The sequence below is a fragment of the Microvirga yunnanensis genome (assembly GCF_025460875.1).
On record NZ_JAMXFI010000097.1, the window covers coordinates 16,364 to 30,462 of the forward strand.

At 60.4% G+C, this 14,099-nt stretch carries 13 protein-coding genes; 12 read left to right on the top strand and 1 reads right to left on the bottom strand.

The genetic code is table 11. The features are described from left to right. Positions 1 to 136: 136 nt before the first annotated feature. The 10 genes from NF876_RS32020 (at position 137) to fdxB (ending at position 11,749) form a co-directional block, all read left to right on the top strand. Positions 137 to 475, top strand: a complete 339-nt coding sequence (locus NF876_RS32020; RefSeq protein WP_210807279.1) for a transposase — start codon at positions 137 to 139, stop codon at positions 473 to 475. 210 nt (positions 476 to 685) lie between these two features. Continuing rightward, positions 686 to 2,383 (top strand): IS1182 family transposase, encoded by a 1,698-nt coding sequence (locus NF876_RS32025; protein WP_210807281.1) that lies wholly within the window; start codon positions 686 to 688, stop codon positions 2,381 to 2,383. 762 nt (positions 2,384 to 3,145) lie between these two features. Next, complete coding sequence (gene nifH / locus NF876_RS32030; RefSeq protein ID WP_114948803.1) at positions 3,146 to 4,036, top strand: nitrogenase iron protein; 891 nt, start codon at positions 3,146 to 3,148, stop codon at positions 4,034 to 4,036. Between the two features lie 103 nt (positions 4,037 to 4,139). Continuing rightward, positions 4,140 to 5,642, top strand: a complete 1,503-nt coding sequence (nifD, locus tag NF876_RS32035; RefSeq protein ID WP_210807283.1) for a nitrogenase molybdenum-iron protein alpha chain — start codon at positions 4,140 to 4,142, stop codon at positions 5,640 to 5,642. 126 nt (positions 5,643 to 5,768) lie between these two features. Then, complete coding sequence (nifK, locus tag NF876_RS32040) at positions 5,769 to 7,310, top strand: nitrogenase molybdenum-iron protein subunit beta (RefSeq protein WP_210807285.1); 1,542 nt, start codon at positions 5,769 to 5,771, stop codon at positions 7,308 to 7,310. Between the two features lie 59 nt (positions 7,311 to 7,369). Further along, entirely contained in the window at positions 7,370 to 8,860 is a 1,491-nt protein-coding gene (gene nifE / locus NF876_RS32045; protein ID WP_210807287.1) for a nitrogenase iron-molybdenum cofactor biosynthesis protein NifE, read from the top strand. 9 nt (positions 8,861 to 8,869) lie between these two features. Continuing rightward, on the top strand, positions 8,870 to 10,252 hold the full coding sequence (nifN, locus tag NF876_RS32050) for a nitrogenase iron-molybdenum cofactor biosynthesis protein NifN (protein ID WP_210807289.1): 1,383 nt from the start codon (positions 8,870 to 8,872) through the stop codon (positions 10,250 to 10,252). Beyond that, a complete protein-coding gene (nifX, locus tag NF876_RS32055) occupies positions 10,218 to 10,709 on the top strand; it encodes a nitrogen fixation protein NifX (RefSeq protein ID WP_210807291.1) in 492 nt (163 codons plus the stop codon). Before nifN ends, nifX begins: the two co-directional genes overlap by 35 nt. A gap of 16 nt (positions 10,710 to 10,725) precedes the next feature. After that, positions 10,726 to 11,205, top strand: a complete 480-nt coding sequence (locus NF876_RS32060; RefSeq protein ID WP_114948797.1) for a NifX-associated nitrogen fixation protein — start codon at positions 10,726 to 10,728, stop codon at positions 11,203 to 11,205. 226 nt (positions 11,206 to 11,431) lie between these two features. Beyond that, positions 11,432 to 11,749 (top strand): ferredoxin III, nif-specific, encoded by a 318-nt coding sequence (gene fdxB / locus NF876_RS32070; RefSeq protein ID WP_114948795.1) that lies wholly within the window; start codon positions 11,432 to 11,434, stop codon positions 11,747 to 11,749. Between the two features lie 13 nt (positions 11,750 to 11,762). Here fdxB and NF876_RS32075 read toward each other — a convergent pair whose 3' ends face one another. Next, on the bottom strand, positions 11,763 to 12,614 hold the full coding sequence (locus NF876_RS32075; RefSeq protein WP_262272203.1) for an IS5 family transposase: 852 nt from the start codon (positions 12,612 to 12,614) through the stop codon (positions 11,763 to 11,765). A gap of 524 nt (positions 12,615 to 13,138) precedes the next feature. Between NF876_RS32075 and NF876_RS32080 the strand changes: the two genes are divergently transcribed. After that, positions 13,139 to 13,699, top strand: a complete 561-nt coding sequence (locus NF876_RS32080; protein WP_262266412.1) for a winged helix-turn-helix domain-containing protein — start codon at positions 13,139 to 13,141, stop codon at positions 13,697 to 13,699. A gap of 15 nt (positions 13,700 to 13,714) precedes the next feature. Then, positions 13,715 to 14,099, top strand: a 385-nt coding sequence (locus tag NF876_RS32085) for a transposase (RefSeq protein WP_262272204.1), incomplete at its 3' end; no start/stop codon positions are given.

The following is a 14,099-nucleotide window of genomic DNA, read 5'->3' on the forward strand; positions in this document are numbered from 1 at the left end:
GGGCCCATGCTGAAGCTCTCATGTTTCGAGCCTAGGATGTGCCAGTCAGGCAGTGCTCACGTGATCATTCGCTGAGGTATATCTGGCGGAACTTTGGCGCGTCGTAGCCAAAGGCCCGACGCGTGATCCTCAACTCGTGCGCGCTGTCGCTGATCCGGACCGGCCCAATCCTGAGACCACCACACCGGTTCATCAGGTACTGGTCGGGATCATTGATCACCTGGATGAGCAGATTGCAGGCTTTGGCCAAGACATCCCGGAGCAAGCTACAGAGGATGAGATGGTGCGGCGGCTGAGCGGCGTCGCGGGTGTCGGTCCGGCCATTGCGATGGCTCTGGCCGCACTTGCCCTGGCGCCTGAGACCTTCAAGCACGGCCCAGACTTTGCCTCCGGGATCGGTTTGACAGCTCTCCAGCGCTTGGTCGGAGGCAAGCAGAAGCTTGGTGCTGCTTCCACGATGGGTGCGCAGACTTAGGTCGCCTGCTGGTCATAGGTGCGAAAGCCCTTGTGAGTTTTGCGCCGTTAATGGAGCTCCGGCAGGCCCTTGGGTGGCGCGCATAGGAACGCGTAATCCCGATGATGGACTTGCTCCGATTTTGATACTGCTGGCGAATGGGTTGGAGCCCTTGAGGCAGGGATTGGCGTTCTGGGTTTGAGGGGGCAGCCCACTATCCCGGAGGTCCTCATGTCGCTCCGCCCGATCCCGTGCCGTGATGTCCCGGCCGCAACGGCAGCCGTCGCCCGTGCCGCGTTCCCGCATGGCATCCCCTATCTGCGCCTGCGTGACCACCTTGGGACGATCTTTACCGATGCCCAGTTCGCGTCTCTCTTCGCCCCTTGCGGGCAGCCGGCCGAATGCCCGTGGCGACTGGCGCTGGTGAGCGTGCTGCAGTTTGCTGAGAACCTCTCTGATCGGCGGGCGGCTGATGCGGTCCGCAGCCGCATCGATTGGAAATACCTGCTGGGCCTGGAACTGACCGACCCTGGCTTCGATGCCTCTGTGCTGAGCGAGTTCCGCGGTCGTCTGGTGGCGGGAGGCTTGGAAGAGCAGCTCCTCGATACACTTCTGGTCCTATGCCGGGAGCACGAGCTGCTGAGCGCTCGAGGCGGTCAGCGCACCGACTCGACCCATGTGCTCGGGGCGGTTCGTTCGCTGAACCGTCTCGCCTGCGTGACCGAGACCATGCGGGCGGCCCTCAATGTCTTGGCGTCCACGGCTCCCGCATGGTTGCGCGCTCATGCCAATCCCGCCTGGATCGAGCGCTCTGGCAGGCGGGCTGACGACTATGACGTCCCGCAAGGCGAGGCGAAGCGGCGCGCCCATGCCGAGCAGATCGGGCGCGATGGTCATCAGCTGCTGGCGGCCATCATGGCTCCTGGTGCACCGATCTGGCTGCGTGAGATCCCGGCCATTGAGCTGCTGCGGCAGGTCTGGGTGCAGAATTTCTGTCTCACCGACCAGGCTCAGACCGGAGAACCTGGGGCGGGCGCATGCTCTGAGACCACTCCCCGGGTGCGGTGGCGTACCGAGCATGAGGGATTTCCGCCCTCCCTGCTGATGGCTGGGTCACCCTACGATCCAGAGGTCCATTATGCCAATAAGGGGACGACAACCTGGGTCGGCTACAAGGTTCATCTCACCGAGGCTTGTGACGAGGGCGGCCCGCACCTGATCACGCATGTGGAGACCACGCCGGCGCCCATCGTTGATCGTGATGCTGTCGAAGATATCGATGCGGCGCTTGAGGCCAAAGGTCTGCTGCCCGCCACCCATCTTGTCGATGCCGGCTATGTCGCGGCCGACCAGCTCGTGGCCAGCCGGAAGAAAGGCGTGCGGCTCCTGGGGCCGGCCCCTAAGGACTACCAGTGGCAGGCCCAGTCCGGCAAAGGCTTCACCGTGCAGGACTTCATCTTCGATTGGGGCCGGCAAGTCGCGATATGTCCGGCCGGGCACGAGAGCCGGAGCTGGCGTCCCGATTACTGGCAAGGACGAACCGCCTTCAAGGTGCGCTTCTCGACGACCCACTATCGTCCCTGTCCGTTGAAGCCACAGTGTACCCGGAGCGACCGGCGCCTTCTGACGCTGCGCCCTCAGGAGGAGCACGAGACACTGGCATCCGCACGCGAGCGTGAGGCACTCCCGACCTTCAAGCAGGACTATCAACAGCGCGCCGGGATCGAGGGAACGATCTCGGCCGGGGTCCGTGCTCTGCACCTGCGGCGCTCCCGCTACATTGGGTTGGCCAAAACGCATCTGCAACACGTGCTGACGGCGGCCGCCATGAACCTCATTCGGCTCGGGGCTTGGTTCGCTGGCACGCCGCTCGCACGAACTCGGCAGTCCGCATTCACCAAGCTCATGATGGCTCCCATCCCAGCGTGATGAATTCGCCAGCAGTATCCTTTCCGAAGCAAGTCCACACACCCTCTGCGCCGTCATGGCGAGAGCCGGGATGCAGTAGGCTCCCGTCGCTGTGAACGAACCGCCTGCTACTCTGAGGTGCTGGGATGTGGGAAGATTATGGGAGAGACGGCGCAGTGATCGATGAGACAGGACGAGCACAAGAAACATTGTGACATGCGCTCCAGCAACGTGCTTATGCTTTGGACCTGATCCGGTAAAATCCGGGCGCGGCCTATGACCCGCCGCGTCAGAGGCCGGACAAATGTCCACAACCGACTACGCGTTGCACCGAACCCGAAAATTGTTCCTGCGCCAGACTGGGGGTCCATACATGTCGGAAATGGAAGGGCTGGAACATATTCTGCGACAGGGCCTCTCCGTCGATGAAGCTGGCATGCCTACAGGCCTCCATTTGGACGTGCGTTGATCCAACTGTGTGTACACTATTAGATCGCTACGCCCCGCGGGTCTTCAGTAAGATCAATGAAAAGTGGTCACAAGCATCGCCATCCGGCACCCTCAGTCGAATTTGTCGCGTCCGTGACACGGGCTTGTTTCAATCCGCCCCTTCCTTCCCTGGGCTAAGTATCTGATAGAGTATAATAAAAATCATCCTTTGGCTTGATTGGTCAAATTGGCACAACTCTTGAAACTCCATCGTCGTAGGGCCGGCTGGTGTAGCCGACTTTTATTCATGTCCTGGGTGACATGACAACCGACGAAATAGAGGAGGAAAACAACATGGCAGGTCTGCGTCAGATCGCATTTTATGGGAAAGGAGGTATCGGCAAGTCCACGACCTCCCAAAATACGCTCGCCGCCCTTGTCGAACTTGGGCAAAAGATCCTCATCGTTGGATGCGACCCCAAGGCCGACTCCACCCGCCTGATTCTGAACTCGAAGGCGCAGGACACGGTCCTTCATCTCGCGGCAGAGGAAGGCTCAGTGGAAGACCTTGAGCTCGAAGACGTGCTGAAGGTGGGCTACAGAGGAATCAAGTGCGTGGAGTCCGGCGGCCCCGAGCCGGGCGTTGGTTGTGCCGGTCGCGGCGTCATCACCTCGATCAACTTCCTTGAGGAGAACGGCGCCTACGACGATGTCGACTATGTCTCCTATGACGTTCTCGGCGACGTGGTGTGCGGTGGCTTCGCGATGCCGATCCGCGAGAACAAGGCCCAGGAAATTTACATCGTAATGTCAGGCGAGATGATGGCGCTGTATGCCGCCAACAATATCGCTAAGGGCATCCTGAAATACGCCCATGCAGGCGGCGTGCGGCTTGGAGGCCTGATCTGCAATGAACGCCAGACTGACCGCGAGCTCGACCTCGCCGAGGCGCTGGCATCCAGGCTCAATTCCAAGCTCATCCACTTCGTGCCGCGCGACAACATCGTCCAGCACGCCGAGCTCAGGAAAATGACTGTAATCCAATATGCGCCGGACTCGAAGCAGGCCGGGGAATACCGCACGCTGGCCGAAAAGATCCATGCCAATTCGGGCCAAGGCACAATCCCGACCCCGATCACTATGGAGGAGCTTGAGGAGATGCTGCTCGACTTCGGCATTATGAAAACCGACGAGCAGATGCTCGCCGAGCTTCAAGCCAAGGAAGCGACGCTGGCCCAACATTAACCATTAGTCCCGACAGGGAGCGCCGACCTTGACTCGGTGGCATCTCCGTGAACGACGCCTCGTCTGTGAGGCGCCATGCCAACCTAAAAAAGGGGCAGATCCTATGAGCCTCGACTATCAGAATGACGTCACTTTACATGAGAAGCTTATCGAGGAAGTGCTGTCGCACTATCCAGACAAGTCGGCGAAGCGCCGTAAGAAGCATCTCAGCGTCGCGACAAGCGGAGGTGAGGCTAGCGAGGCGGACACGACCGATCTCGAATGCGATGTCAAATCTAACATCAAGTCCATTCCAGGCGTGATGACGATCCGCGGCTGCGCCTATGCGGGCTCCAAAGGTGTAGTGTGGGGTCCGGTCAAGGACATGGTCCACATCTCGCATGGACCGGTCGGATGCGGTCAATATTCCTGGTCACAGCGCCGAAACTACTACACCGGTATAACCGGGATCGACACGTTCGTAACGATGCAGTTCACCTCTGACTTCCAGGAGAAGGACATCGTTTTCGGCGGCGACAAGAAGCTGGAAAAGATCATCGACGAAATTGAGGAACTGTTTCCCCTCAACAAGGGAATCACCGTGCAATCCGAGTGTCCAATAGGCCTCATTGGCGATGATATCGAGGCGGTGTCTCGCAAGAAGGCCAAGGAGCACGGGAAAACGATTGTACCGGTGCGCTGCGAGGGCTTCCGCGGCGTCTCGCAATCGCTCGGCCACCACATCGCCAACGACGCAATCCGCGACTGGATCCTCGACAAGAAGGAGGTCGAGTTCGAGGCTGGCCCCTATGATGTCAACGTCATCGGCGACTACAATATTGGCGGCGACGCCTGGGCCTCGCGCATCCTGCTTGAGGAGGCGGGGCTGCGCGTAGTCGGCAACTGGTCTGGGGACGCCACGCTCGCCGAAATAGAGCGGGCGCCAAAGGCCAAGCTCAACCTCATCCACTGCTATCGGTCGATGAACTACATCTGCCGACATATGGAGGAAAAGTACGGCATCGCCTGGATGGAGTACAATTTCTTTGGTCCCTCCCAGATCGAAGCCTCACTGCGTAAGATAGCCAAGCATTTTGGGCCGGAGATTGAGGCGAAGACCGAGAAAACTATCGCCAAGTACCGGCCGTTGGTCGACGCGATCATCGCCAAGTACCGGCCGCGCTTGGAAGGCAAGACGGTGATGCTCTATGTCGGCGGTCTGCGCCCCCGTCACGTCATCACTGCCCATGAGGATCTCGGCATGGAGATTGTCGGCACCGGCTACGAGTTCGGCCACAACGACGACTATCAGCGCACCGCCCATTACGTGAAGAAGGGCACACTGATCTATGACGATGTGACTGGATACGAGTTGGAAAAATTCATCGAGGGGATCCGCCCTGATCTCGTTGGCTCCGGCATTAAGGAGAAGTACCCAGTGCAGAAGATGGGGATCCCATTCCGTCAGATGCACTCCTGGGACTATTCCGGCCCTTATCACGGTTATGATGGTTTTGCCATCTTCGCCCGCGACATGGATCTGGCCATCAACAACCCAGTCTGGGACCTCTACGACGCTCCTTGGAAGAAAACTGCCGCGAGGTCCGCATCGATCGCAGCCGAATGAGAACCCAGCCTCCCAGAGCTAGCGAGGCAGACGAACGCCCGCGGCTCCTGATCCGCTGGGGACCTGAATTGTTTCGACACTACCAGGCCGTCACAGGGCCCGGCTACTTGGAAAGAGGTGACCACCATGCCACAGTCGGCTGAAAAAGTTCTTGACCACGCTCCCCTGTTCCGTGAGCCGGAATACAGGCAGATGCTCGCCGAAAAGAAGCTCAACTTCGAATGTCCGTACCCGGATCAGATGGTCAACGATCTCTGCGAGTTCACCAAGACCTGGGGATATCGCGAGAAGAACCTCGCGCGCGAAGCGCTTCTCGTTAACCCAGCCAAGGCCTGCCAGCCGCTCGGCGCCGTGTTCGCGGCTGCGGGCTTCGAGCGTACTATGTCGTTCGTCCATGGCAGCCAAGGCTGCGTGGCCTATTACCGCTCGCACCTGTCGCGCCATTTCAAGGAGCCTGCATCCGCGGTATCCTCCTCGATGACTGAAGATGCGGCGGTGTTCGGGGGCCTCAAGAACATGGTTGACGGCCTCGCCAACACCTACACGCTCTACGACCCGAAGATGATCGCCGTCTCGACCACCTGTATGGCGGAGGTCATTGGCGATGACCTGCACGGATTCATCGAGAACGCCAAGAACGAAGGTTCAGTGCCGCGTGACTTCGACGTTCCTTTCGCGCATACGCCGGCATTCGTTGGGAGCCACATTGATGGCTATGACGGCATGGTACAAGGCGTGCTAGAGCATTTTTGGGATGGAAAGGAGCGCTCAGAAGCCGCTGGCGTCGTAAACATCATTCCGGGTTTCGACGGCTTCTGTGTGGGCAACAACCGTGAATTGAAGCGCCTGCTCGACCTGATGGGCGTGTCCTATACCTTCATCCAAGACGCCTCTGACCAGTTCGACACGCCGTCAGACGGCGAGTTCCGCATGTTTGACGGCGGTACGAAGATCCAAGACGTGAAGGCGGCGCTCAACGCCGAGGCGACACTGTCGCTGCAGCATTATAGCACTCGAAGCACGCTGAAATATTGCGAGGAAGTTGGGCAGGCGGCAGCCTCGTTCCATTACCCGCTCGGAGTTCAGGCGACAGACGAGTTCCTGATGAAGGTGTCGGCGATTTCAGGCAAGGAAATCCCAGAGGCAATCCGACTGGAACGCGGTCGACTGATCGACGCCATGGCGGATAGCCAATCCTGGCTCCATGGTAAAAAATACGCCATCTACGGCGATCCCGACTTTGTCTACGCCGTAGCCAGGTTTGTCATGGAGACCGGTGGCGAGCCGACCCACTGCCTGTCCACCAACGGCACGGCGGCCTGGGAAGCCGAGATGAAGGAACTGCTTGAATCCTCCCCATTCGGTAAAGCCGCTCAAGTTTGGCCGGGCAAGGACCTCTGGGCCCTGCGTTCGCTGCTCTTCACCGAGCCGGTGGATCTCCTTATTGGTAGTTCCTATGGCAAGTATCTGGAGCGCGATACCGCCACACCGCTGATCAGGCTGACATTTCCGATCTTCGACCGGCACCATCACCATCGCTTCCCGCTCATGGGCTACCAAGGTGGGCTGCACGTCCTAACGACGATCCTCGATAAGATCTTCGACAAGCTTGATCGGGAGACAATCGTACCAGGCGTAACAGACTACTCGTATGATCTCACCCGCTAAGGCCACTGGTCGGCCTTCGTCGAGGTCGGCCCCCTGTCGACGGACAATGGAAGCCCGCAATGTCTTCGCTCAGTGCCAAAATTCTGAATCTCTTCAGTGAGCCCGCCTGCGAGAGGAACCGCGGCAAAGATGCTAAGGCGCGTAAGAAGGGTTGTTCGAAGCCGCAGACTCCCGGGGTGGCAGCCGGGGGCTGCGCCTTTGACGGCGCCAAAATCGTGCTGCAGCCGATCACGGACGTCGCTCATCTTGTCCACGCGCCACTCGCCTGCGAGGGGAATTCCTGGGACAACCGCGGCGCAGCTTCGTCCGGACCAACACTTTGGCGCACAAGCTTCACGACTGACCTCACTGAACTCGATGTGGTGATGGGACACGGTGAGCGGAAGCTTATGAAGGCGATCCGCCAGATCAAGGACGCACATTCCCCGCAGGCGATCTTCGTCTATACGACCTGCGTGACAGCGCTGATTGGCGACGACATCGAGGCGGTATGCGAGCGTGCAGCGGAACAATTTGGGCTCCCCGTGGTGCCGATCAATGCACCCGGCTTCGCTGGTTCAAAGAACCTCGGCAACAAGCTCGCCGGCAAAGCATTGCTCGACCATGTGATTGGCACGGTGGAGCCCGACGAGACTAGCCCTTACGATATCAACATCCTTGGTGAATTCAACCTCTCCGGCGAATTCTGGTTGGTGAAGCCGCTCCTTGACCGACTCGGCATCAGGGTGCGCGCTTGCATTTCCGGCGACGCGCGCTACCGCGACGTTGCCTCCGCGCACCGCGCCCAAGCCGCTATGATCGTGTGCTCGAAGGCATTCATCAATCTTGCCCGCAAGATGGAGGAGCGCTGGGATATCCCATTCTTCGAGGGCTCATTCTACGGGATCACAGACACCTCGGAAGCACTCCGGCAGATCGCTGGGCTGCTCGTGAGGAAGGGTGCCGATCCGGAGATCCTCGGCCGCACCGAGGCACTGATCGCAGAGGAGGAGTCTCTTGCGTGGAAGAAGATCCAAGCCTTTCGGCCGAAGCTCGAAGGCAAGCGGGTGCTGCTCAACACCGGCGGCGTGAAGTCCTGGTCGGTCGTCCATGCGCTGCTGGAAATCGGCCTCGAGATCGTCGGCACCTCAGTCAAGAAATCGACGCTCGAAGACAAAGAGCGCATAAAACAGATCCTCAAAGACGAGCACCACATATTCGAGTCGATGGCGCCGCACGTGCTCTATGCCACGCTCTCAGAGCACAAGGCCGACATCATGCTGTCGGGGAGCCGCACGCAATTCATCGCGCTGAAGGCCAAGATCCCCTGGCTTGATATCAACCAGGAGCGTCATCACCCCTATGCGGGTTACGACGGCATGGTGGAACTCGTACGCCAGATTAGCCTCGCCATTCACAACCCGATCTGGCGCGAAGTGCGGGAGCCGGCTCCTTGGGACAGCCAGACTGGCGCCGAGGAGGAGTCGCCGAGCACAAAGTGTGAGACCGCGACTGTTCACGCTCTCAACAAATGCGCCGGCATGAAGCCCAACGGCTTCGCCGAGCGTTGAGGAAACCTGATGGCCCGCATCGTCCCCCGAACCAAATCCGCGACGGTCAACCCGCTGAAATCGTCGCAGCCACTCGGCGCCGCCCTTGCCTTTCTCGGGGTTGCGGGTGCGATGCCGCTGTTCCACGGCAGCCAAGGCTGCACCAGCTTCGCGTTGGTGCGCTTGGTTCAGCATTTCGCGGAAACGGTTCCCTTGCAAACGACGGCGATGGATGAGGTTGCTACGATCCTAGGCGGGGCGGACCAACTGGAGGAGGCGATCCTCAACCTCACAACACGCGCCAATCCGAAGCTGATCGGAGTCTGCACGACAGCGCTGGTGGAATCCCGCGGTGAGGACCTCGCCGGCGACATCGCGCGTATCAAGGCGGAGCATGACGAGGAACTCGCCCGCACCATGGTCGTGATGGCCAACACGCCGGACTTCCATGGCGCGATCGAGGACGGCTGGGCCGCCGCGGTAGCGGCTATGATCGAGGTCATCACGCAGTCAGACAGACAGGCGCGCGACACAAGGAAAATCGCCATCCTGCCCGGTTGGAACCTGACCGTGGCTGATATCGAGCATCTGCACGATACGGTCGAGAGTTTTGGACTGGAGGCGGTGATCTTGCCCGATGTATCTGGCGCACTCGACGGCACTGTTCCTGATGACTGGATTCCAACAACGTATGGCGGGACGGCTGTCGATGATATCCGGAAGCTTGGCACAGCCATTAAGTGCGTCGCCATTGGCGAGCATATGCGCCACCCAGCGGAAGTGCTCCAGAACCTGACCGGCGTTCCTTACGTGCTGTTCCACTCGCTCACCGGACTGAAAGCCGCCGACCAGTTTATCTCCCTGCTGTCCGCATTGTCGGGCGTGGCGGTACCAGCCAAGCTCCGCCGACGCCGGGCGCAACTGCAGGATACATTGCTCGACGCACATTTCCATTTTAACGGCAAGAAAATTGCGATCGCCGCCGAACCAGACCAACTCTACCAACTCGCGACCTTCTTCGTTGGCATGGGCTCAGAGATCGCGGCGGCCGTTGCCACGACCGATACGTCGCAAATTCTCGAGAAAGTGCCGGCGGAAATGGTTCAGGTCGGCGATCTTGGCGACCTGGAAAGTCTCGCCGCGGGCGCTGATCTCCTCGTCACCCATTCGCACGGACGCCAAGCGGCAGAGCGCCTCGGCATTCCCCTCATGCGCGTCGGCTTCCCGATTTTCGACCGGCTCGGCAGCCAACACAAGCTCACGATTCTCTATCATGGCGCGCGCGACCTGATCCTTGAGGCTGCCAACATCTTCCAGGCGAACCAGCAACCGCCGACGCCCGAGCGACTTGATCTAATCCGTAACCGGGAAATGAAAGATGACCTCCATTCGTCGCCTCTCGCTCGCCTCTGACGAGGCTCAGGTACTAATGCCGCAACGGCAAGCCGGTGCATTGCGCGTGGCGATTGCCACGCAAGACATGAAAGGCCTGAACGCTCATTTCGGGGCGGCCAAGTGTTTTGCTGTCTTTGACGTGACGTGCGACGCATGGACGTTTATGGAAGCATTGGCTGTCGACAACGTTTCCGACGAGAGTGGGAATCATCAGACCGGAGGCGACGCCCGCATTGCCGCGAAGGTGGAGGCGTTGAAGGGCTGTCATCTCCTGTTTTGCTTGGCAATCGGCGGGCCTTCGGCGGCAAGACTTGTTTCGGTAAAAATCCACCCGGTCAAAGTGCCGCATCCTCAGTTCTTTGAGGATGTACTGTCGCGCACCCAGACAATGCTCAGGACTGCTCCTCCGCCGTGGTTGCGCAAAGTGCTGGCTGAAGTCGGTGACCCCGCACAAAGACTATCATTTGACGTTTGAACGAGGGGAGGGCGAAATGTCTGCTTCTGCGGCTAGCACTGCTGTCAACAAGGATGGAACAGCGCTTACCACCTTATTTGTCAAATGCCTCGTGCGGATAATCCGGGCTCAGGACTCCTACGGCTCATGGGACAGAAAACTGGACGCTGAGCTGCTGGCCAACTTCATCGTCACCAAGGACCAACGCCGCGCGATCCCGATTATCGGCAACCCCAATCCAGACGTCCGGCGGAGGATTGCCATTTTCTATTCCGCCGTTGGGCTTGCAATCAGGGAGCGCTCCGGCCTTATGGCGTCGCCGATGATAGAGATCAGCGATGAGGGCTTCGGGTGCGTGCATCTCACGGTTGGGCGGTTGGTCGTTGTGTCGAAGATCATACGGGATGCCCACCGGTTCGGCTTCGAGACGCTTTGGCGGCTTGCTACGGCTGGATCGATTCTGGTCGACGACGCGATCGCAGCCATCGAAGCCTACCCCGAGGTAGCACGAGCGTGATGGGGCGGGTTCTTGATCAGGGGGATCATGCTAGACCCGAAGAGTTGCAGAAGAAGGTCCACAAGCGACAGTGGCAGACGGGAGCTGCGAATATGGAACTATATGACTCTGCGGAGAACCTCCTTGACAGCTGCACTGAGATTAGGGCCCATCCTGAGAAAGCCTTTAACTGTATTGCCGAGTTGGGCGCTGCCAGGAGTGATCTCGGCTCGTTGGAGGGCTCCAGATGAAGGGCCCTTTCCTGACCCGCGACGGCTCTTGCTGGGTGCCGTCGTATCTGACCGCTATCGATGGCCCGACCTGCATCGGGTGCGGCCGGTGCTTCAAGGTCTGCTCGCGTGAGGTCATGCACCTTTACGGCGTTGATGACGTGGGCGTACTCATAGGTGTCTGCGACGGCGAGGATGACGACTTCGATGGCCGTCTCAATCGCATGATCATGGTTGTGGACCATGCCGGACGCTGCATAGGTTGCGGAGCCTGCGCCCGCGTCTGCCCGAAGAACTGCCAGACCCATGTTGCCTTCGATGAGATGTCTGCATGATCTGGCTGACCAACTAGCTCCTGTCTGACGGCCTGAGTGTGCGCAGGTACTGCCGCATGAAAGCGAGCTTCACCATCGCCGAGAAGTTGACGGCAAGTTTCTCGTGCCGAGGGGCGATGGATCGGCCTCCCTTCAGCCATCCAACACAGCGCTCAATGGCGTTGCGTCTGCGGTCAAGATCAGGATCGAAGGATCGCGCGCAGCCCTTCCCCATGTTGCCGCCGGTCCGGGGTGGAATGACAGGCCGGATAGGGCGTCGCCGCAGATAAGCAAAGGCCGGCCGGTCGCTATAGGCCGTATCGCCTGCCAAGTACTTGGGTCTTGTGCGTGGACGGCCCCTGCGGCTGGGGAGGCGGACTGCCATAAAGGTTGGCTCGAAGGCCGGCATCTCGTGCTGCTGCCCAGGTGTGAGCGTCAACCCGAGCGGCAGACCAGCACCATCGCTCACCAGGTGGATCTTACTGCCGAACCCGCCCCGGGAGAGGCCGGGCGCATGGTCGTCCGGCTCCTGCGGATCGGCTTTTTTCGGGCTCCGGCGGCGGAACGGCTGGCCCGCAGAGGTGTTGTCGATGCACCAGAGATCCAGGTCGATCGGCCCCTTGGCATTCAGCTTGAGCCGGAGCCGATCCAGGATCGTGTCGAACAACCCCTCACGGGGCCATCGGGTGAGGCGCTCATCGACGGTTTGCCAGGGGCCGTAGTGTTCGGGCAGGTCGCGCCACTGCGCTCCGGGACATCGCGTCCACAGCAGCCCGTTCACCACCTGCCGATGGTCGCGCCAGCGCCCGCCGCCGTGGCGACCGGTCCTGGGCATGAGATCCGCAATCAGCTCCCATTGAGCATCGCTGAGGTCATGCCGCCGCATCGCACGTCTCCGCCTCGGTGAGCCCCACCAAGGCAACAGCCATGCTCTCATGCAGGTTCACAGGCCGTCAGACAGGATCTAGCTGTCGGTCGCGGAGGGCTTTAGGTCGGACGTATGCAGGTCGCTACCCATTCAGGGCCTGACCGGTGTTCCGTCCGAGAAGAAGATCGCTATCTGCATGCCCCGTAAGGTCGCTTGATGCGAATCGCACGGCGGGGTCGGTCCATCAGTCCGGGGAGGTGTATTTCTGACCCTACGACAGCAAGTCTGACACCGGGGCTCCACCAGGCGGTAGTAACGTTCCACAGGATACGAAGGCCTCATTCATGCATTGATCTAAGGACACCCGATGGGGCAGACTTCACCCTGCTATCGTAACTCGCGGCAATTTGACCGCGGCCGACAGACCACCCAAGTCGCCTGAAACGCCGTTCAGACAAACCGAGCCATCTTATTGATCCGGCTTGGGTGATCTTGAGATCTGCGGCCGGGCGATCCAGTTTGGCGGGATGAAGCATATAGACATGCGCAAGCTGCCAGCAGCCGCGCAAGAGGAGCGCCGCCGGCAGGTCGTCGTCCTGCGCGAGAGCGGCCTGACCTATGAGGCTATTGCCGCCCAGGTGGGCCTGACCCGCACCGGCGTGTTCGATATCTGCCGCCGCTCTGCCGAGCAGGGCTTAGTCGGATTGGCCAGCGGACCACGCGGCCCGGCTCCTGGCACAGGACGGTTTCTCGAGGCCGATCAGGAAGCGCAGGTCCGCGCGCTGATCCGCTGGCACACGCCCGACGAGCTCGGTCTGCCCTTCGCCCTGTGGAGCCGGGCCGCGGTGCGGGAGCTCATCGAGCAGCACTGCGGGGTCCGGCTGGCGGTGCGCACGATGAGCACCCACCTGGCCCGCTGGGACTTCGCGGCCCAGAAGCCGCTCCGCCCCGCCGATGAGCAGTCGCCAAAAGCCGTACTGCGCTGGCTGCGGCAGGACTATCCGGTTATCATGGTGCAAGCCAGACGGCACAAGGGCACGATTGTCTGGGGGACGAGACTGGATTTGCTCCGACGATGGGCGCGGCCGCAGCTTCGCCCCTAAGGCCGGACGCCGGTGGTGCGCCCCAGCCACAAACGCGCGGAACTGCGCCTGATCTCGGCTGTGACCAACAAGGGCGAGCTGCGCTGGATGGTGCTCGATGGCGCCGTCAAGGCTGCGAGCCTGATCCGCTTTCTCGGGCGGCTGATCCAGGATGCCAACGGCAAGGTGTTTCTGATCTGGGACAACCTGCCGGCTCATCGGGCCCAGACGGTGCAGGACTGGTTGGCAGCGCACACGGAGCAGATCGAGGTCTTCTCCCTGCCATCCTTTAGCCCTGAGTTGAACCCGGACGAGGGCCTGAACGCCGACCTGAAGCAGGCTGTGACGCGCAAGCCGCCCGCCCGCGGCAAACCCGAACTTGAACGTACCGTCATCAGCCATATGGGCCGGCTCGCCAAGT

Excerpts from the sequence above, each read along its gene's own strand:
- NF876_RS32080 (WP_262266412.1), top strand. The coding sequence starts at position 13,139 with ATGCGCAAGCTGCCAGCAGCCGCGCAAGAGGAGCGCCGCCGGCAGGTC.
- NF876_RS32060 (WP_114948797.1), top strand. The coding sequence starts at position 10,726 with ATGTCTGCTTCTGCGGCTAGCACTGCTGTCAACAAGGATGGAACAGCG.
- NF876_RS32075 (WP_262272203.1), bottom strand. The coding sequence starts at position 12,614 with ATGCGGCGGCATGACCTCAGCGATGCTCAATGGGAGCTGATTGCGGAT.
- nifD (WP_210807283.1), top strand. The coding sequence starts at position 4,140 with ATGAGCCTCGACTATCAGAATGACGTCACTTTACATGAGAAGCTTATC.
- NF876_RS32025 (WP_210807281.1), top strand. The coding sequence starts at position 686 with ATGTCGCTCCGCCCGATCCCGTGCCGTGATGTCCCGGCCGCAACGGCA.
- nifX (WP_210807291.1), top strand. The coding sequence starts at position 10,218 with ATGACCTCCATTCGTCGCCTCTCGCTCGCCTCTGACGAGGCTCAGGTA.
- nifK (WP_210807285.1), top strand. The coding sequence starts at position 5,769 with ATGCCACAGTCGGCTGAAAAAGTTCTTGACCACGCTCCCCTGTTCCGT.
- nifE (WP_210807287.1), top strand. The coding sequence starts at position 7,370 with ATGTCTTCGCTCAGTGCCAAAATTCTGAATCTCTTCAGTGAGCCCGCC.
- fdxB (WP_114948795.1), top strand. The coding sequence starts at position 11,432 with ATGAAGGGCCCTTTCCTGACCCGCGACGGCTCTTGCTGGGTGCCGTCG.
- nifH (WP_114948803.1), top strand. The coding sequence starts at position 3,146 with ATGGCAGGTCTGCGTCAGATCGCATTTTATGGGAAAGGAGGTATCGGC.
- nifN (WP_210807289.1), top strand. The coding sequence starts at position 8,870 with ATGGCCCGCATCGTCCCCCGAACCAAATCCGCGACGGTCAACCCGCTG.